This is a genomic window from Devosia sp. 1566 (assembly GCF_004005995.1).
In the GTDB taxonomy this organism is placed as follows: Bacteria; Pseudomonadota; Alphaproteobacteria; order Rhizobiales; family Devosiaceae; genus Devosia.
In genome coordinates, this window is record NZ_CP034767.1 from 3,512,501 (window position 1) to 3,531,477 (window position 18,977).

The 18,977-nt window shown below is 61.9% G+C and carries 17 protein-coding genes (1 of these 17 cut by a window edge); 5 read left to right on the top strand and 12 right to left on the bottom strand.

The features are described 5' to 3' along the window. Positions 1–1,543: the 3' portion of a M23 family metallopeptidase gene (locus tag ELX51_RS16720; RefSeq protein WP_127754563.1), read on the top strand. 431 nt of this gene lie to the left of the window's left edge; the window shows 1,543 of its 1,974 coding nt (coding positions 432–1,974); its start codon lies off the left edge, out of view; it ends in the stop codon at positions 1,541–1,543. A gap of 18 nt (positions 1,544–1,561) precedes the next feature. On the opposite strand, the gene ELX51_RS16725 is transcribed toward ELX51_RS16720, so the two are convergent. The 7 genes from ELX51_RS16725 to ELX51_RS16755 all read right to left on the bottom strand — a co-directional run bounded on the left by ELX51_RS16725 (position 1,562) and on the right by ELX51_RS16755 (position 11,545). After that, complete coding sequence (locus tag ELX51_RS16725) at positions 1,562–1,903, bottom strand: VOC family protein (RefSeq protein ID WP_127754564.1); 342 nt, start codon at positions 1,901–1,903, stop codon at positions 1,562–1,564. 91 nt (positions 1,904–1,994) lie between these two features. After that, the gene (gene clpB / locus ELX51_RS16730; RefSeq protein ID WP_127754565.1) at positions 1,995–4,613 is read right to left on the bottom strand and encodes an ATP-dependent chaperone ClpB; all 2,619 of its coding nucleotides are present in this window, start codon (positions 4,611–4,613) and stop codon (positions 1,995–1,997) included. A gap of 247 nt (positions 4,614–4,860) precedes the next feature. After that, positions 4,861–5,634 (bottom strand): DUF4167 domain-containing protein, encoded by a 774-nt coding sequence (locus tag ELX51_RS16735; RefSeq protein ID WP_127754566.1) that lies wholly within the window; start codon positions 5,632–5,634, stop codon positions 4,861–4,863. A 315-nt stretch (positions 5,635–5,949) separates the two neighbouring features. Continuing rightward, a complete protein-coding gene (prmC, locus tag ELX51_RS16740; protein ID WP_282567589.1) occupies positions 5,950–6,843 on the bottom strand; it encodes a peptide chain release factor N(5)-glutamine methyltransferase in 894 nt (297 codons plus the stop codon). Beyond that, entirely contained in the window at positions 6,840–7,916 is a 1,077-nt protein-coding gene (prfA, locus tag ELX51_RS16745; protein ID WP_127754568.1) for a peptide chain release factor 1, read from the bottom strand. Before prfA ends, prmC begins: the two co-directional genes overlap by 4 nt. A gap of 33 nt (positions 7,917–7,949) precedes the next feature. After that, the gene (ptsP, locus tag ELX51_RS16750; RefSeq protein ID WP_127755348.1) at positions 7,950–10,217 is read right to left on the bottom strand and encodes a phosphoenolpyruvate--protein phosphotransferase; all 2,268 of its coding nucleotides are present in this window, start codon (positions 10,215–10,217) and stop codon (positions 7,950–7,952) included. Positions 10,218–10,279: 62 nt separating this feature from the next. Beyond that, positions 10,280–11,545: an aspartate kinase gene (locus ELX51_RS16755; RefSeq protein ID WP_127755349.1), complete on the bottom strand. Its 1,266-nt coding sequence runs from the start codon at positions 11,543–11,545 to the stop codon at positions 10,280–10,282. Between the two features lie 217 nt (positions 11,546–11,762). On the opposite strand from ELX51_RS16755, the gene ubiG reads away from it, so the two are divergent. The 4 genes from ubiG (at position 11,763) to ELX51_RS16775 (ending at position 15,398) form a co-directional block, all read left to right on the top strand. Continuing rightward, positions 11,763–12,500, top strand: coding sequence for a bifunctional 2-polyprenyl-6-hydroxyphenol methylase/3-demethylubiquinol 3-O-methyltransferase UbiG (gene ubiG / locus ELX51_RS16760; RefSeq protein ID WP_127754569.1), 738 nt, complete (start codon positions 11,763–11,765; stop codon positions 12,498–12,500). A 49-nt stretch (positions 12,501–12,549) separates the two neighbouring features. After that, positions 12,550–12,996 (top strand): hypothetical protein, encoded by a 447-nt coding sequence (locus ELX51_RS16765; RefSeq protein ID WP_127754570.1) that lies wholly within the window; start codon positions 12,550–12,552, stop codon positions 12,994–12,996. A 150-nt stretch (positions 12,997–13,146) separates the two neighbouring features. Continuing rightward, positions 13,147–15,000 carry a dihydroxy-acid dehydratase gene (gene ilvD, locus ELX51_RS16770; protein WP_127754571.1) on the top strand — a complete coding sequence of 618 codons (1,854 nt, stop codon included), beginning with the start codon at positions 13,147–13,149 and terminating at the stop codon, positions 14,998–15,000. Between the two features lie 11 nt (positions 15,001–15,011). Then, positions 15,012–15,398: a GNAT family N-acetyltransferase gene (locus tag ELX51_RS16775; RefSeq protein WP_127754572.1), complete on the top strand. Its 387-nt coding sequence runs from the start codon at positions 15,012–15,014 to the stop codon at positions 15,396–15,398. 186 nt (positions 15,399–15,584) lie between these two features. Here ELX51_RS16775 and ELX51_RS16780 read toward each other — a convergent pair whose 3' ends face one another. The 5 genes from ELX51_RS16780 to ELX51_RS16800 all read right to left on the bottom strand — a co-directional run bounded on the left by ELX51_RS16780 (position 15,585) and on the right by ELX51_RS16800 (position 18,974). Further along, positions 15,585–16,454: an aldo/keto reductase gene (locus tag ELX51_RS16780; RefSeq protein ID WP_127754573.1), complete on the bottom strand. Its 870-nt coding sequence runs from the start codon at positions 16,452–16,454 to the stop codon at positions 15,585–15,587. A 78-nt stretch (positions 16,455–16,532) separates the two neighbouring features. Continuing rightward, positions 16,533–16,958, bottom strand: a complete 426-nt coding sequence (locus tag ELX51_RS16785; RefSeq protein WP_127754574.1) for a DUF1178 family protein — start codon at positions 16,956–16,958, stop codon at positions 16,533–16,535. Positions 16,959–16,995: 37 nt separating this feature from the next. Then, the gene (locus ELX51_RS16790; RefSeq protein ID WP_127754575.1) at positions 16,996–17,847 is read right to left on the bottom strand and encodes a carbon-nitrogen hydrolase family protein; all 852 of its coding nucleotides are present in this window, start codon (positions 17,845–17,847) and stop codon (positions 16,996–16,998) included. A 2-nt stretch (positions 17,848–17,849) separates the two neighbouring features. Further along, positions 17,850–18,104: a glutaredoxin 3 gene (gene grxC / locus ELX51_RS16795; RefSeq protein WP_127754576.1), complete on the bottom strand. Its 255-nt coding sequence runs from the start codon at positions 18,102–18,104 to the stop codon at positions 17,850–17,852. 33 nt (positions 18,105–18,137) lie between these two features. After that, a complete protein-coding gene (locus ELX51_RS16800) occupies positions 18,138–18,974 on the bottom strand; it encodes a ComF family protein (protein ID WP_248305162.1) in 837 nt (278 codons plus the stop codon). Between the last annotated feature and the right edge of the window lie 3 nt (positions 18,975–18,977).

The window sequence follows — 18,977 nt, forward strand, 5'->3', positions numbered from 1 at the left end:
CACCGCACTGTCTTCCGATGTTCCCGATTACGATCCAGTCGCGATCCTCGAGGCCACCCAGCCCATCACTGCCGATACCGACGCTCCCGAAATCAACACCGATGTCTATGGGGCCGAGGTCGAGGGGGAAGTGGCCGTCAGGCTGGCAGCCATGCCCATTACCTTTGTACCGCCCCGCGCCATCAATGATCAGGCAGCAGCCGAGTTCGTGCGCGCCGTGGCCAGTTCCAACTTCTTTGACGAAGGCTCCCCGACCCTTGCCTATGCCAATCTAAGTGCTTCGGTGCGCGATCTCGGCGCCGCCAGTGATCCCGGCACGCTGAGCGGGGTGGCCGAGAACGTCACCCTCGTGCCCAAGACGGTCTTGTTATCGGAAGGTGGGCTCGGTCGCACGGAACGTTTCCTGACCATCCGTGAAAAAGGCCCACTCGGCGACACCCTGGCCAAGAACGGCTTCACCGCGACGCAGATCGCCATGGTTGAAAACACGCTGCAGAACCTCGTGCCCGCTTCGGGCATGCCGGCGGGTATCCGCTTGCGTATTCTTTACGGTCCGCTGACGCGCGAGTCTAAAAGCCTTGTGCCCTATCGCATGAGCATATATCGCCCCGCCGGCGGCAAGGAAGGCGTCAGCCCCCATATTGCCACCGTGGCGCTGACCGATACCGGCCAATATGTCGTGGGCCTCGAACCGGATTTCGTCGAGTTTCCCGAGGAAGACGCCGAAGAAATCAACGTCGCCAACCTTCCCAGCGTTTACCGCTCGATCTGGGAAACCGGCCGCAAGCACGATCTGGACGACCCCACGATTGCCCGCATCATTGGCATGTTCGCCTATGACGTGGACATGAACAAGAAGATCAGTGCAGGAGACGGGATCGAGATCCTCAAGAGCGCGCCGGACGCTGAAGGGCGCACTGAACTGCTTTATGTCGGCCTCACTCTCGGCAGCACGACGCGCCAGCTCTACCGGTTCATGACGGGCGACGGCGTTGTGGATTTTTATGACCCCACTGGAGAAACCGGCAAGCGCTTCTTGTCCCGCCGGCCGCTTGAAGGCGGCGGCACCTTGCGGTCGCGCTTTGGTTATCGCGTTCACCCCATCTTCAAGAGCCGCCGTCTGCACACCGGCGTCGATCTTGCCGCCCGCTCGGGCACCCCGATCTATGCGGCGGGCGACGGCGTTATCGAGTATGCCAAATGGCAATCGGGCTATGGCAACAAGGTCGAGATCAAGCATGTGAATGGCTATGAAACCGCCTATGGCCACATGTCGCGCTTTGCCGATGGCATGAAGCCGGGCGTGAGGGTGCGCCAGGGACAGGTCATCGGCTATGTCGGATCGACCGGCAATTCCACTGGGCCGCATTTGCACTTCGAGATCCTGATCAACGGCAATCTAGTGGACCCTCTCAGCGTCAAGCTCCCCCGGGAAAATACGCTCCCAAGCCAGTTTGAAGCGGAGTTCCAGCAGACCATTGCCCAGATCAACGATCTAATGGCGCGTGAACCGGCACCGGTGACGGTCGCAGCGGCGAACTGATCCCGCCGACGCGGCGCCTCACTCCGGCCGTACGACCCATACGGCCATTTCATTGCCTCCCGGTTCACGGAAGTGAAAGCGCCGTCCGCCAGGAAAGTCGAAAGGATCGCGGGTGATGGTTCCGCCCGCAGCCCGCACTCGGGCTTCGGCCGCATCGAGATCATCGGTGCGAACAATCGCCATTGTTGCGGCCGAGCGCTCGGGAGATTGATCCACTCCACCCTCGATCCCCGCATCTTGCAGCGCGGCATAATCAGAACCAAAAGCCAGGCTGCCCCACCCAAATGCCGCCTGAAAAAAGGCGGTAGTGGCGGCGCGATTGGAAGTCGGAAACTCGATGTAGTCGATGTGGTCGGTCATCGTGCGGCCCCCGTTTAGTTTCCATTATGGTCGCAGCCGGGACAAACGCAAAGGCCGGTCTCTCGACCGGCCTTCACCACTCTTAGGCTGCTCACGCGGCCGCTTCGGTTGCGGGTTCACCGCCCGGCAGCAAGTGAATACCCTCATCATCCGCATCCACCACTACCCGGTCGCCATCATTGATCCGGCCAGCCAGAATTTCGTCGGCTAACGGATCTTGCACGGCACGCTGGATCACCCGCTTCAATGGGCGCGCCCCATAGGCGGGCTCGTAGCCTTCCCAAGCAAGCCAATCACGAGCACGCGGCGTAAGCTCAATATCGATGTCACGGTCCTTGACAAGCTTCTTAAGCCGCGCGAACTGGATATCGACGATGGCGCCCATATGCTCGCGCCCCAGCCGATGGAACAGCAGAATCTCGTCCAGCCTGTTGAGGAACTCGGGCTTGAAGGTATCCTTCACCCGGTCAAGCACGCGGCCGCGAACGAGGTCGACGGGATCGCCATCCTCCAGATCGTTGACCAGGATATCGGCTCCGATATTAGAGGTGAGAATAATTACCGTGTTGCGGAAATCCACGGTACGGCCCTGCCCGTCTGTCAGGCGCCCGTCATCGAGCACCTGCAGCAGCACGTTGAACACATCGCCATGAGCCTTCTCGATCTCGTCGAACAGGATTACCTGATATGGCCGGCGCCGTACGGCTTCGGTTAGCACCCCGCCTTCATCATAGCCGACATAGCCCGGAGGAGCGCCGATCAACCGCGCCACCGAGTGCTTTTCCATGAACTCGCTCATGTCTAGACGAACCATTGCAGTTTCGTCATCGAACAGGAACTGGGCCAGGGATTTGGTCAGCTCGGTTTTGCCCACGCCGGTCGGCCCGAGGAACATGAACGAGCCGATCGGCCGGTTGGCATCCTGCAATCCGGCGCGAGCCCGGCGTACCGCCCGCGATACGGCTGCCACCGCTTCAGCCTGCCCGATCACTCGAGCACCCAGGGCTTCTTCCATATGCAGCAGCTTTTCGCGTTCACCTTCCAGCATCCGGTCCACCGGAATGCCGGTCCAGCGAGAGACGACCTGCGCGATATGGTTGGGGGTCACCACCTCCTGAGCCATCACGGCGTCGGGTTGGCCATCCCCATTGCTGTCCTCGGCAAGCTTGATGCGCTTTTCCAGGTCCGGAATAACGCCATAGGCCAGCTCGCCTGCTCGGGCGAGGTCACCCTGACGCTGGGCAATCTCGAGTTGGCTGCGGGAACTATCGAGCTCCTCCTTGAGCTTTTGGGAGACCTGGAGCCGATCCTTTTCGCTCAGCCACTTGGCCGAAAGCGTTTGGGCCTGTTCCTCCAGCCCACTCAGTTCCTGCTCGAGGCGTTCAAGCCGCAGCTTAGAGGCATCATCCGTTTCCTTGCGCAGCGCTTCCCGCTCGATCTTGAGCTGCATGATGCGCCGATCCAGTTCGTCGAGGGCCTCAGGCTTGGAATCCACCGCCATGCGCAGGCGCGCGGCGGCCTCGTCCATCAGGTCGATGGCTTTATCAGGCAAGAACCGATCGGTTATATAGCGGTTCGACAAGGTTGCCGCGCTCACCAAGGCAGAGTCCGAAATGCGAATGCCGTGGTGCAGCTCGTATTTCTCCTTGAGCCCGCGCAGAATGGAGATCGTGTCCTCCACGGTGGGCTCGTGCACAAATACGGGCTGGAAGCGGCGAGCGAGGGCGGCGTCTTTTTCCACATGCTTGCGGTATTCATCGAGCGTCGTCGCGCCAATGCAGTGCAGTTCACCACGCGCCAAGGCGGGCTTGAGCAGGTTGGAGGCGTCCATCGCGCCATCGGCCTTGCCCGCGCCCACCAGGGTGTGCATTTCGTCGATGAACAGGACGATCTGGCCTTCCGCAGCGGTTACCTCACTGAGCACTCCCTTGAGGCGCTCCTCGAACTCGCCGCGATATTTGGCGCCGGCAATCAGCGCACCCATGTCGAGCGACATCAACGATTTGTTCTTTAGCGACTCCGGCACGTCCCCATTGACGATTCGAATGGCGAGGCCTTCCACGATCGCGGTCTTGCCCACGCCGGGTTCGCCAATCAGCACCGGGTTGTTCTTGGTCCGGCGGCTCAGGACCTGGATCGTGCGACGGATCTCCTCGTCACGGCCGATCACCGGATCGAGCCGGCCTTCGCGCACATCCGCTGTCACATCACGGGCATATTTCTTCAGCGCCTCATAGGCATTCTCCGCTGAGGCGGAGTCAGCGGTGCGGCCCTTGCGGATTTCCTCGATGGCGGCATTCAGGGTCTGCGGCGTGACGCCGGCCGAGGACAGGATCTTGCCCGCCTCATTGTCTTTTTCCACCACCAAGGCGAGCAGCAGGCGCTCGACGGTCACATAGGAGTCGCCAGCCTTTTGGGCAGCGCTTTCTGCGGTATCAAAAACGCGAGCAAGCTCGCGGCTGAGATATAGCTGTCCGGCATCACCGGAAACCTGTGGGATTTTGGCCAGGGCTGCTTCAACGCCTGCCCGTGCCGATTTTGGGTTGCCACCGGCGCGCTCAATGAGACCTGTGGCCATTCCCTCTTCGTCATCCAGCAAGACCTTGAGCAAGTGCAAGGGGGTAAACTGCTGGTGGCCTCTGCCTAGCGCGAGGGTCTGCGCGCTCTGGATAAAGCCACGTGTCCGCTCGGTATATTTCTCGATGTTCATGCAACTCTCCTCTTAAACGTCCGACATTCCTCTGGTGGAGCCTGGCCCAGAAGAAGCGTCGTACGTCAGTGTGCGCCGGCTCCCTGAGGGCAGCGCCATTTCACCAAGGGATATAGGAAGGCCCGCGGCGGGAAAAAGGGGCAGGCGCAAGCTTGGGAGCGGCTTTGGATCAGTGAGCCTTAATGCACTTCATCACGGTCAAATAAAAAGGCCGGGTAAAAACCCGGCCTTTTGATCTTAATGCGCCTTACTCAGCAGGCGTTGGCGTTCCGCCGGTCAGAAACGCGGGGAGTTCCCCGACGCTGCCTTCTTCGGCGCCGCCCGAGGCCTCAGCTCCCGCATCTCCACCGACTGGCCGGCGGCGGCGCGGCCGGCGTTCACGCGGCTTACGCGCCTCGCCTTCGTTTTCTTGAGCCACAACGGGCGCTGCCGGCTCTTCGGTAGGGGTCTCGCTCGCAACCGTCGCGGCTGGCTCAATTGCCGGCTCAGTCCGCTCCACATTCTCAGGCCGGCGCTGGCGCTGCTGACGATCAGGACGATCACCCCGTTCCTGGCGTTCCCCCCGCTCCTGTCGCTCGGGGCGCTCTGCCCGTTCCTGGCGTTCGGGCCGGTCTTGGCGTTCACCGGTTTCGGGTGCGTCTTCGTTCTCGACCTGCTGAGGCTGTGCCGGCTGGGGCGAGGAAAAGCGCGAGTTGATCTCGGGCATATCGTCGTCGTAATCGTCGCTTTCCTGGCCCTGCTGGTCGGGGCGGAAGCTGCTCTGCTGCTGTGCTGCCGCTACGATGCGGAAGTAATGCTCGGCATGCTGGAGATAGTTTTCCGCCATGACCGAGTCGCCAGACGACTGCGCGTCACGAGCTAGCTGCATGTATTTTTCCGCGATATGGGCCGCGTTGCCGCGCACCTTTACGTCCGGTCCCGTGCTCTCGAAGTTACGAGAGAGGGGATTCACATGCTTGCGCCCACCATTGCGGCCGCGCGGACGGTTCTTGTTGTTATTCTGATTGTTGTTGGGTCTCATTGGTCGCTGTTCTAACTCTAAAAGTTAAGCGTCACATTCATGGCGGACCGGCTGCGCCAGGTCAGGCCAAGTCCCCGTTGAAGCCCAAGCTTCGTCTTTGGGGGTTCATCTGGCTTCATGAAAACCGAAAGCCGTCAAGCGGCGGCGCCATTGACCCTGGTTCACCATGCGTCGCTCCAGCAATCCGCTGGAACCGCGCTGCGCCCTGCAGCTACAATGATCAGGTGGCTATCGCCGCGGCGCCCATGATGCGCCACTGACAACACCAATAAGCTAGCCTGTTTGCCCCGTATTTGCCAGCGCTAATTTGCGCCGTCACAGAGCCGTGCTGGGCTTATCACCTAGATGGTGCCCGCTTACCACACGATCAAGCCCGGCCAGATCCTTGTGAACGGCAACGTCAACATAGCCGGCGCTGCGCAATATTTGCGCGACAGCTTCTCCCTGAGTGGAGCCGATTTCCAGCAGCAAATTACCGCCCGGCTTCAGCCAGTCCTGCGCCCCCGCCGCAAGGATCGGGTACGGTGTCAGGCCGTCATGCCCTCCGTCCAATGCCAGAACAGGGTCATGCTCACGTACTTCGCGCGAGAGCTTGGCTAATTCAGCTGTTTCGATATAGGGCGGGTTGGATACAACGAGGTCAAACTTGCCCCTGCCGTTTTGATTGGCTGCCGCCAGTGGCTCGAACCATGAGCCCTGCAGCAGATCAAGCCGCTCAGCCACTCCATGTCGTTCTGCATTGCCGCGGGCGGCCTCGAGCGCCTCGGGGCTAAGGTCAATCGCCGTGCCTCTCGCATCAGGCCGGGTATGCAGTACGGCAATGGGGATGCAGCCGGTTCCGGTGCCAAGGTCCAATATGGTGCCGTTCACGGGCAAAAGCCCAAGCGCCAGATCCACCAGCAACTCAGTGTCGGCCCGTGGCTCAAGGGTCGCGCGGTTGAGACGGAAAACGAGGCCATAGAACTCGCGTTCGCCCATGATCCGGCCAACAGGCTCTCCGGCAAGTCGCCGCTCCATCACCGCCCCAACGCGCGCAACATCCTCCGGCGCCACAGGCTCTCGCTCGCGTGTCGCGAGGTTGAGGGCGGAAAGATTTAGTACCCATCCCACCAGCAGCTTGGCATCGATTTGCGCGTTGTCCATCCCTGCAGCAGCCAGGAGGTCACGCCACTGGCGCCAAAGCGTGCCGACTGTCGGGGAGGCGCTCAGCTGTTGTCCTCGAGCGCCGCCAGTTGTCCGGCCTGGTTCTCGGTGATCAAGGCTTCGATCAACTCGTCCAGGGCTTCGCCGGCCAGGATCTTGTCTAGCTTATAAAGTGTAAGGTTGATCCGGTGATCGGTTACGCGACCCTGCGGAAAGTTATAGGTGCGGATGCGCTCGGAGCGGTCACCCGACCCCACCTGCCCTTTGCGCTCAGCGGAACGGGCGCTGTCGCGCTCTTCGCGCTGCATCTCGTAAAGGCGCGAGCGGAGCACGATCATGGCCTGCGCGCGGTTCTGATGCTGGCTCTTCATCGCGGAAGTAACCACCAAACCGGTGGGCAGATGGGTAATACGAACCGCCGAGTCCGTGGTGTTGACGTGCTGGCCGCCAGCGCCTGAAGCGCGCATCGTGTCAATGCGGATGTCCTCGGCGCGAATGTCGATATCGATGTCCTCGACTTCCGGCAGAACTGCAACCGTAGCGGCCGACGTATGGATGCGTCCTGAGCCTTCCGTGGCCGGCACGCGCTGGACGCGGTGCACGCCGCTTTCGAATTTCATGCGCGCATAAACGCCCTTGCCACTGATATTGGCGATGATTTCCTTGAAGCCGCCCGCTTCCCCCGGGCTTTCTTCCATGATGGTCACCTTCCACCCGTGGCCGGCTGCATAGCGCTCATACATGCGGAACAGATCGCCGGCGAACAGCGCCGCTTCGTCGCCCCCGGTGCCACCGCGAATTTCGAGGATAACGGATTTTTCGTCTGCCTCGTCCTTGGGCAGCAGCAAAACTCGGATGGCTTGAAACAGCTCTTCGATCCGCTCTTCGAGCGGGCCGATCTCGGCCTCGGCCATTTCGGCCATGTCCTTGTCGCCGGACCGGGCAAGCTCGCGCGCTTCCGCCAAGTCCTTGAGGGCTTTCTTATAGGCGGTGATCTCGCCCACGATGGGCGCGAGTTCCGCATGCTCTTTGGAGAACTTGACGAACTCGTCCGGTCCCGCGCCGCCCGAAAGGGCCGCTTCCACATACTGGAACCGCGTTTCGAGCGCGTCGAGCTTGTCCTGGGGAAGAGAAGGCATGGTAATCCGCGGCTAGTGGCGAGAACCTGCCCGTTACACCGGCAGGTTCTGCTTGTCGATCCACTCCTTGATGAGGTCGCGGATCACAATCCCTTCTGCACCGTCACTTAGGGCTGCCGCAACCGACATGCGGATTGGCTTGAGATCAAGATTGAGCACCAGTTCCTTGATCGGCCCGATCGACGCCGGGCCCATGGACAGCCGCGTCATGCCGATCGCCATAAGCGCCAGCGCTTCCACCGGTTTTCCGGCCAGCTCGCCACACATGGTCACCGGAATATTGTGCCGACGGGCCGCGTCCACCACCGTGCGGATCGCCCGCAGCCGCGGCAGCCCGACAGGATCATAGTTCTTGGCGACACGGGGATTCCCCCGGTCGGAAGCAGTCAGAAATTGTACCAGGTCATTGGAGCCAATCGAGACGAAGTCGGCTTCGGGGAGCAATTGGTCCAGTTCGAACAACAGGGAGGGCACCTCAACCATGGCCCCGAGCTCAAGGCGCGACGGCGTTGGCTTTCCCGCGCGACGCAGCCGATCAATCTCGCGATGAACGACGAGCCGCACCTGGCGAAACTCGAAGGTCTCGGTCACCATCGGCACCAAGATCTTGAGCGGCCGCCCATCCGCTGCCAACAGCAGCGCCCGAACCTGGGTGCGCAGCAAGCCGGGCCGGTCCAATCCCAATCGGATCGAGCGATAGCCCATGGCCGGGTTTTCCTCGGCCATGGAGCGCATATAGGGAATGACCTTGTCGCCCCCGATATCGAGGAGCCGGAACACCACCGGCCGCTCGCCGGCAATCGCCATGGCCTGCGAATAAAGCTCCACCTGCTCGTGCAATCGCGGCAGCTTGGACGCGATCATGAATTGCAGCTCGGTCCGGAACAGCCCTACCCCGGCAGCGCCGGTCTCATCGAGCATCGGCAGGTCAGCCACCAGCCCCGAATTGTGCAAAAGGGTGATCTCAACGCCATCCCTCGTAATCGAGGGCTTGTCGCGTAGCGCGGCATAATGGGCGCGTCGGCGAGCCGACACCCGAACCTTGTCGATATAGGCCTGCTCGATATCGGGCGTGGGCCGGAGATACACAGCGCCAGCTGGGCCATCGATGATGATGTCATCGCCCGTTTCACACATGGACACGATCGATTGCGCCTGCCCAACCGCCACCATCCCTAGCGAGCGGGCGACAATTGCCACATGGGCGGTAGCGCCGCCCTCTTCGAGCACAAGGCCCCGCAACTTGGTGCGGTCATATTCCAGCAGCTCGGCGGGACCCATATTGCGCGCAACTAGGATGGCATTGTCGGGCAACTCCTTGCCCCCCATCGCGGGTCCATCCCCGGTCAGCACCCGCAGCAAGCGGTTAGCCAGATCATCGAGGTCATGCAGGCGATCGCGGATATAGGGATCAGTCTGGCGCATCATCCGCGCGCGGGTATCGTTCTGCACCCGCTCCACCGCCGCCTCCGCGGACAAGCCATTGTCGATGGCTTCGGACAAACGATGCACCCACCCACGGTCATTGGCGAACATGCGGTAGGTTTCGAGAATTTCGCGATGATCCGAGCTCGGCTGCATGTCGCCATGATCCAGCATCGCATCGATCGAAACGCGCATCTGCTCAAGCGCATGCTCGAGGCGCCGCTGCTCCTGCTCGGTGTCTTCGGCGATGAAGTTGGTCACCACCACCCGGGGGTCGTGCAACACCACGGTGCCTAGGGCCACCCCTTCGGTCAGACTCACTCCGGTGAACATGCGCGGCCGCCTCAGATCGATATCTGATCCTGGCTTGATCAGATTGTCGAAATCGGAAGTAGCAATCATTTCGGCCAGGATCGTGGCCGTGGTGAGCATCGCCTCGGTCTCGTCTTCGCCGTAGTGGCGGCGCTCAGCATTCTGAACGACCAGTACCCCCAAGGTCTGGCCCGCCCGAAGCACGGGAACGCCCAAGAAGGCGTAATAGGGATCTTCCCCCGTTTCGGGGCGATAAGCAAAGCCGGGATGGCTGGGGGCGTCATCAAGGCTGAGGGGCTCGGCCTGGGCGGCAATCAACCCCACAAGGCCCTCGCCAAGCCGAAGCGTGGTCATGTGAACCGATTCGGGTGCCAGTCCCTTGGTGGCAAACAGCTCAAGCGCGCCGTCGTCGCGCAGAACATAGAACGAGCACACATCGGCCCGCATGTTTTCAGCGATCAGGGAAACAATCTTGTCGAGGCGCTCCTGGCTGCCGAGCGGCTCGGCCATGCAGGCGCGCAATTGCCGCAGCAGCACGCGTGGCCCGCCAATCGAATTGCCCATATCAGCCCGACGGCCCAAGCCGCCCCTCTTGTACAGGAGCGGCCAAGGCCTCCTCCGTGGCCTCAGGCGTCCTTCTTGTCCAATCCGTAATACGTATGGAGCGCCCGAACCGCAAGCTCGGCATATTGCTCGTCGATCAACACCGAGGTCTTGATTTCCGATGTGGTGATGAGCTGGATGTTGATGCCCTTGTCGGCCAGGGCCTTGAACATCGACGAAGCCACGCCCGCATGGGAGCGCATGCCAACTCCGATCACCGAGATCTTGGCGCTGCCCTTGGAGCCAGAAACCTTGGCATAGGCGATCCGCTCGCCGGCATTTTCGAGCGTCTTGAGCGCCTTGTCATATTCGCTGTCGGGAACGGTGAAGGTGATGTCGGTGGTCGCGCCATCGTCAGAAATGTTCTGGACGATCATGTCGACGACAATCCCCGCATCGGCCAGGGCGCCGAAAATGGCCGCAGCCACGCCCGGATGATCCTTGACATCGCGCAGGGTAATCTTGGCTTCGGCCTTGGCGAGCGTCACGCCCGAAACGATCTGCTTTTCCACTATCTCATCCTCATCGCAAACAAGCGTGCCTGGCACCCCCGGCGTGCCATCGGGCGCCAACTGGGGCGCATCGGGGTCATCGAAAGTGGAGCGGACCAGGAGCGGCACCTTGTGCGCCATGGCCATCTCGACCGAGCGGATCATCAACACCTTGGCGCCGAGCGAGGCCATCTCCAGCATCTCTTCAAACGAGATCTTGGACAGGCGCTGCGCTTTGGGCACGATGCGTGGATCGGTTGTGTAAACACCGTCCACATCGGTATAGATATCACAGCGATCGGCCTTCACCGCAGCAGCTACGGCGACCGCACTGGTATCCGAGCCACCCCGCCCAAGTGTCGTAATCCGGCCGCGCGGGGAAATACCCTGGAAGCCGGTGATCACCGGCACGACCCCGTCGGCCAGATAGGACTCGAGGCGCGTTGGGTCGATCCCTACAATACGGGCAGCGCCATGCGCGTCATCAGTCTGGATCGGCACCTGCCAGCCAGCAAATGAGCGCGAGGGAATGCCCATTTCCGCGAGCACAATGGCCATCAACCCTGCGGTCACCTGCTCGCCCGAGGCCACGACGGCATCATATTCACGCGCATCGTGGAGTTTCGAGGCCTCGCTAACCCAGCCCACCAGCTCATTGGTCTTGCCCGACATAGCCGAGACTACAACGCAGACCTGGTTGCCGGCTTCCACCTCACGCTTGACGTGGCGAGCGGCCTGGCGAATGCGCTCCACATTGGCAACTGATGTGCCACCGAACTTTACGACGATGCGGGCCAATGAGATCCCCGAGACTGTGCCGAACCCGGCGGTACGCTTCTGATCGGGGGCCGACATGCCACAAAGGGGCGAAGCAATCAACTACGCACATCCCGTCCTGCCGCCCCCGCCCCGGGAATGGGGGCAAGCTTGGATGGGTCTCCCACGCGCCAAGAAGCGTCCGGTCTTGCCTCCGCCATCTTCCCGAGGCCATATGGGCGCCAAAGCGGAGCCAGCCATGACCGACACCACCATCAACAATGCCGAGGTCGCCAAGTTTACCGCGATGGCCGAGGAATGGTGGAACCCGGCTGGCAAGTTCAAGCCCATCCACAAGTTCAATCCGGTACGATTGGGCTTTATCCGCGAGCACGGGCTCTCCCATTTCGGCCGGGATGGCACCTCTGTTCGCCCCTTCGAGGGGCTGCGCATTCTCGATGTCGGCTGTGGCGGCGGTCTCCTTTGCGAGCCCCTGGCGCGGCTGGGCGCCGCGGTGACAGGTATTGATGCTGCCGAGCGCAACATTGCCATTGCCCGGCTGCATGCCGAGCAATCCGGCCTCGACATCGATTATCGCGCCACCACCAGCGAGGCTCTCGCCGCGCAAGGCGAGAGCTTCGACATGGTGCTCAACATGGAAGTGGTCGAGCATGTCGACAATGTGCCGCTCTATATGAAGAGCTGCGCCGACCTGGTCCGCCCCGGTGGCATGATGCTGACGGCCACCATCAATCGCACCGCGCGCGCTTATGCGCTTGCCGTATTCGGCGCCGAATATGTGCTGGGCTGGCTGCCGCGGGGCACCCATGACTGGAAGAAATTCCTGACGCCCGAGGAGATTCGCATCCTGCTGGTCCGCAATGGCTTGCGCGTCACCGCCGAGACCGGCGTGGTTTATCATCCAATTGGCGATGAATGGCGCCGCTCGCGGGACATGGGCATCAACTACATGATCCTTGCCGAACGCCCGGCCTAGCTTCGCAGGAAGTTCTCGATGATTGTTTGAATTTACCTAGAGGCTTCATATGCGCGCCGCTTCAGCCTTCTCTGCTTTGGCACTGACTTTGCTGCTGGCCGTACCGGCGTTCGCCCAAAGCGAGGAAGCCGTGTTCGAGAGGATCGAAACGATTCAGGGTGATGCGGAAGGCTTTGGCGAGGCATTCGCCACGCTACAGGAAGCATTTCTGGTGGGGGATCCGGCGCAAACCCTTGCTGATTTGGCTAACTACCCGTTCGAGATCGCTGCCAATGGCGAACTCTACGACATCTTTGCGCCCGAGGACCTGGTGGACAACTTCGATAGGCTGATCAGTGAAGATACCCGCAGCGCTCTCGCTAGTCAGGATTACGCCGATCTGATCGTCACCAGCGAGGGCGTCGGGTTCGGCGATGGCGTGCTGTGGATGGCCAACATCTGCACTGACGAGTCCTGCGACGAGACCTACTGGGCGATCACCCGCATCACCAACTAGACCTCCTCCCACCTCAACCGCCTCCCGGCAGCCACATCCAGAGCCGTACCGTACGGTACGGTTCACCTTGATCCCGCCTTGGAATGGGTCTATGAAGCGGAAAACCGCCGGGATTAGACGCGCCGGCGCAGCTTTCCGAGGACCGTGATCATGCCCGCTTACCGCTCACGCACGACTACCCATGGCCGCAACATGGCCGGCGCCCGCGGCCTTTGGCGCGCGACGGGCATGAAGGATGGCGACTTCGGCAAGCCCATCATTGCCGTTGTCAACAGCTTCACCCAGTTCGTGCCCGGTCACGTCCACCTCAAGGACCTCGGCCAATTGGTGGCTCGTGAGATCGAGGCAGCCGGCGGCGTCGCCAAGGAATTCAACACCATCGCGGTGGATGACGGCATCGCCATGGGCCATGACGGCATGCTGTATTCCCTGCCCAGCCGCGACATCATCGCCGACTCCGTCGAATACATGGTCAACGCCCACTGCGCGGACGCCATGGTCTGCATCTCCAATTGCGACAAGATCACGCCCGGCATGCTCAATGCCGCCATGCGCCTCAACATCCCCGTGGTCTTTGTGTCGGGCGGGCCGATGGAAGCGGGCAAGGCCATGCTCAAGGGGAAGCTGCAGGCGCTTGACCTGGTCGACGCCATGGTGATGGCTGCCGACGATCACTATAGCGACGAGGAAGTACAGGCCGTCGAAGAAGCCGCCTGCCCCACCTGCGGCTCCTGCTCGGGCATGTTCACGGCCAATTCCATGAACTGCCTGACCGAAGCGCTGGGTCTGTCCCTCCCAGGTAACGGCTCGACGCTCGCCACCCATGCGGACCGCAAGCGCCTCTTCCAGGAAGCGGGCCATCTCATTGTCGATCTCGCCCGCCGCTATTACGAGCAAGACGACGAAACGGTGCTGCCCCGCTCGATCGCGACCAAGGAAGCCTTCGCCAACGCCATGTCGCTCGACATCGCCATGGGCGGCTCCACCAATACCGTGCTCCACATCCTAGCCGCCGCTCATGAGGGAGGCGTGGATTTCACCATGGACGACATCGACAACTTGTCGCGCAAGGTGCCGGTGCTGTCCAAGGTGGCGCCGGCCAAGAGCGATGTGCACATGGAAGACGTGCACCGCGCCGGTGGGATCTTCGCCATTCTGGGCCAGCTCGACCGCGCCGGCCTCATCAACCGCAGCGAACCCACGGTGCATGCTGCGACCATGGGCGATGCGCTCGACAAATGGGATATCTCGCGCACCAATTCCGATGCCGTGCGCAACTTCTTCCTGGCCGCACCGGGCGGCGTGCGCACCACCCAGGCTTTCTCGCAGGCCAATCGCTGGACTGAACTCGATCTTGATCGCCAGAACGGCGTGATCCGCTCGGCAGAAAACGCCTTCTCCAAGGATGGCGGCCTGGCCGTGCTCAAGGGCAATATCGCCCTTGATGGCTGCATCGTCAAAACCGCTGGCGTGGACGAGTCCATCCTCAAGTTCACCGGGCCGGCCCGGGTGTTTGAGTCCCAGGACATGACCGTCAAGGCGATCCTGTCCAACGAGATCCGCGAGGGCGACGTCATCGTCATCCGCTACGAAGGTCCCCGTGGCGGCCCGGGCATGCAGGAAATGCTCTACCCAACGAGCTATCTCAAGTCCAAGGGGCTCGGCAAAGCCTGCGCCCTCTTGACCGATGGGCGCTTCTCGGGTGGCACGTCGGGGCTCTCCATCGGCCACGCCTCGCCTGAAGCTGCCGAAGGCGGCGCGATCGGGCTGGTTCGCGAAGGCGACATGATCGAGATCGACATCCCAAACCGCACGGTCAATGTGCTGGTGAGCGATGCCGAACTGGCGGCCCGCCGCGTCGAGCAGGATAAGCTCGGCTGGAGGCCGGCCCAGCCGCGCAAGCGTAAAGTGTCCACCGCCCTCAAGGCCTATGCGGCCTTCGTGACTTCCGCCTCAAAGGGTGCCGTCCGGGACGTAGACGCCATCAACAAGCTGATGGACTAAGGCGCCCTGCCTTGCCGCAGTACCGGATCGATCCCTTTCCGAACGAGGCAGAATTTGATCAGCTCTGGCGGCGCGCCTGGTCCGCGCCGCCCACACGGCCTTTCGCGCCGATCCTGCAACGCAGCCTCGGCCATCTCGGCGCTTTCGAGCAAGATCGGCTCATCGGCTTTGTCAACATCGCCTGGGATGGCGGCATTCACGCGTTTATCCTCGATCTTTGTACCGATCCTGATGTTCAACGCCGCGGCATCGGCAGCGAATTGATGCGGCAGGCAATCGCCCTCGCCAAAGATCGTGGGGCCGAATGGCTTCATGCCGATTTCGAGCCCCACCTCAAGGCCTTCTATCGCGCCTGTGGATTTCGACCCAGCGCCGCCGGGATCATGAATTTAGGGTGACAAGGCTGCGCCCCCGGTGCTAACACCCCCCCAGCCATCCAGTCTTCTGCCAAGAGGGCTGTTTGGTCAGGTTCGATGGCGGGGATTCCACCCTCCCCATCGAACCGCTTAATTCCCCCACATCGACAGCAAAAAGCCCCCGCCCCTTGTGGGAGCGAAGGCTTGAATGCGACAGCGGCGCGAGCGCTACTTGCCTTTGCCCACCGCGTCGAGTGTGGCGTAATCCTCGTCGCTGAGCTGGATCGACGCGGCGGCTACATTATCCTCGAGATGCTTGACCTTGCCGGTGCCCGGAATGGGCAGCATTACCGGCGAGCGCTTCAACAGCCAGGCCAAAGCAATCTGGCTGGCGGAGGCGCCATGCTTTTCAATGATCGCGCGGGTCTGCGGATTGCCCTCAACAAGCTTGCCGCCCGCCAGGGGGTACCAGGGGATAAAGCCGATGCCGTTGGCTTCGCAATATTCCAGCACCTCCTCACTCTGCCGGTTGGCAAAGTTGTAGTGGTTCTGGACTGTCGCGACCTTGAAGTACTGCTGGGCTTCCTTGATCTGCGCCACGCTGACTTCGCTCAAGCCGGCATGCCGGATGATGCCTTCCTGTTGCAGCTTGGCGATCTCGCCGAACTGGTCGGCGCTGGGGACCTTGGCGTCAATGCGGTGCAACTGCCACAGATCGATGACCTCGACCTTCAGGCGGCGCAGGCTCAAAATCGCGCCCTGTCGCAAGAACTCGGGCCGGCCGAGTGGCGGCCAGACATCTGGGCCGGTGCGGGTCAAGCCGCTCTTGGTCGCCACGATCGTACCCTTATCATAGGGCGCCAGCACCTCTCCGATCAACTCCTCGCTGATATAGGGCCCGTAGCTTTCGGCCGTATCGATGAAGTTGACGCCGATCTCGGGCAGTCGCCGCAAGGTTGCCTTTGCCTCCTGCGGATCCTCGGGCGGGCCCCAGATCCCCTGGCCGGTGATGCGCATGGCGCCAAAGCCCAAGCGATTGACCTCGAGGTCTCCGCCAATGGCAAAGCTGCCCGATTGGGCTGCGTCGAGTCTAGTCATGTTGTGATCTCCGTTGTCGCTGCGCCGGTATGGCGCGCCCGAATTGCGCGGCTGATCGACAACGCAGCCAGGCGCGACCTAGTTCTGTTCTTCGGGCAACTCAGGCAGCGGCATGAACTCGATACCCTCTTCATGCAGGCTGATGACTTCCTCGCGCGTCGCCTCTCCATAAATCCCGCGCGGCTCGACTTCCTCGAAGTGAATCTTGCGCGCTTCCTCGGCAAAGCGATCGCCCACATAGTCGGCTTCGCTCGTCACCTTCTGCCGGAACTGGCGCAGCATCTCCCTGAAGCGCACCATATCGGGGTGCATGCTCGACACCGCGACTTTGTCGCTGCCCGCACGGGACACCGCGGGCGCCATCAGCGCCTTGGCAACTTGGGTGGATCCACAAACGGCGCAGCCGACAATGCCGCGCTCCTGCTGCTGATCAAAGGCAGCCGCGCTCTTGAACCAGGCCTCAAACTGATGGCCCTGTTCACACTGAAGAGAATACTGGATCAATGCTGGTTCCTGGCCCGCAGAAATGCGGCCCTTTCGTTCAAGGATATAGGTTAGCGGCGGCCGCGGGCAATCCGCTGCCGACAACAAAGTCCCGGGCGTTCTGCAGCGCCGGAACGCGACGGCGCGCGTCCTCGACCTGCTCAAGCGCGATCTCGGCTACTGCGACGCCCGGCTGGTCATGCGCCAGTTCTACGAGGATCTTGCCCCATGGATCGATGATCATCGAGTGCCCGTAAGTGGCGCGTCCATTCTCGTGCTGTCCACCTTGCGCGGCGGAAATAACATAGGAGCCGGTTTCGATGGCGCGAGCCCGCAGCAGCACTTCCCAGTGGGCTTGCCCGGTTGGCACCGTAAAGGCTGCCGGCACGGCGAGCAGATTGGCCCCGGCATTGGCCAGCGTATTGTAGAGCCGGGGAAAGCGCATATCGTAGCAGATCGAAAAGCCGAGCGTAAACTCGCCCAGCGGCGCCGTCACCGCCTGCTCGCCCCCCTTGTAGGTAGCGCTTTCGCGATAGGCATTGAGCCCCGCGATGTCGGCGTCAAAGAGATGGATCTTGTCGTATTGCGCCACCACCTTGCCATCCGGGCTGAACAGCACTGAGCGATTGGCAAAGCGTCCATCCTCAAGCGGAATGGGCAGCGAGCCGATATGAACATGAATGGCGTGCTTGCGCGCCAATTCGCCCACGCGTGCTAGTTGCGGGTGGCCCTCATAGGGCGCAGCCACTGAACGCAGTTGATCCCGGCTTTCGGGAAAGATCAGCGTGACTTCCGGTGTCAGTGCATATTGCGCACCGGCCTGAACCGCCTCGGACAGAAGCGGTTCGAGCGCAGCAAGATTGGCATCCGGGTCAAGCCCGGACTGCATCTGAATGGCGGCAATTTTCATGATCACTGGGCCAGCAGAGGATCGAGGCCGCCTTGACGATCGAGCGCGGCCATATCGTCATAGCCGCCCACATGGGTTTCCCCGATAAAGATCTGCGGCACGGTCCGGCGGCCATGCGCCCGCTCGGTCATCTTGGCGCGCAGGTCGGGATCGAGCACCGTGATCTCGGTGAACTCGGCGCCCTTTTCACGCAGCAGCGACTTGGCAGCGTGGCAATACGGGCAGGTCGGGGTGGTATAAATTTCAATCTTGGCCATGGGCTCTGGCTCCTAGAATAGTTTCTGTCACCCTTATATGGGCTCTTCCTCGCCAACAACAACGCGTGCGAAGGTGATCACATCCACCTGCTCGACCCCGGCGCGCAGCAAGACCCGCGTAACCGCTTTGGTCGTGGCTCCGGTGGTATAAACATCATCCACCAGCACCACACGGCGTCCCGCGAGCCGGACCGGCAGGTCTGGATGAACGGCAAATGCCCCCTGGACGTTGCGTTGCCGCCCAGTGCTGGATAGGCCCACCTGTTGGCGCGTCGGCTTGATGCGGCTGACAAGGCTGAGATCAGCTACAACGCCGGTGAGCCGCGACAAGTGCAGCGCCATCTCTGCGGATTGATTATAGCGCCGCTCGCGCTGGCGCCGCCGATGCAGCGGCACCGGCACCAGCACCGCTGGCTTCCCCGCCCAGAGTTCGTGCCCGGCACTTGCCATCAGCCGCGCGCAGAATTTTGCCAACTCCGGCCGGTCACGATATTTGAGGCGCGATATCAGCGTGCGCGCCACCTCGTTATAGACTACCGCTGCACGGGCTCGCTCAAAGGGTGGGGGGTCGGCGAGCGCTTCGGCTGAAACGGCGTCGGCGCCGAGGGAAAACTCAAACGGAATTCCGAGCCGCGGGCAAAGCGGCGCGCTGATCGGGCGCAGTTGGGCAAAGCATCCTGCACAAAGGCCATCGCTGTGCGCCGTTGGCGCTTCGCATCGCAGGCAAACGGGCGGGTAGAGCTGATCCAGCACGGCAAGGCCGAGCCAACGCATGCCGGCAACGGCACCTCGCGCCAGCCATTGGCTTTTGACACTGGGCTCCTGGCTCTCCATATAGGCTAGTAGTGCCCCTTCCCGCTCCGGCTGCAAGAC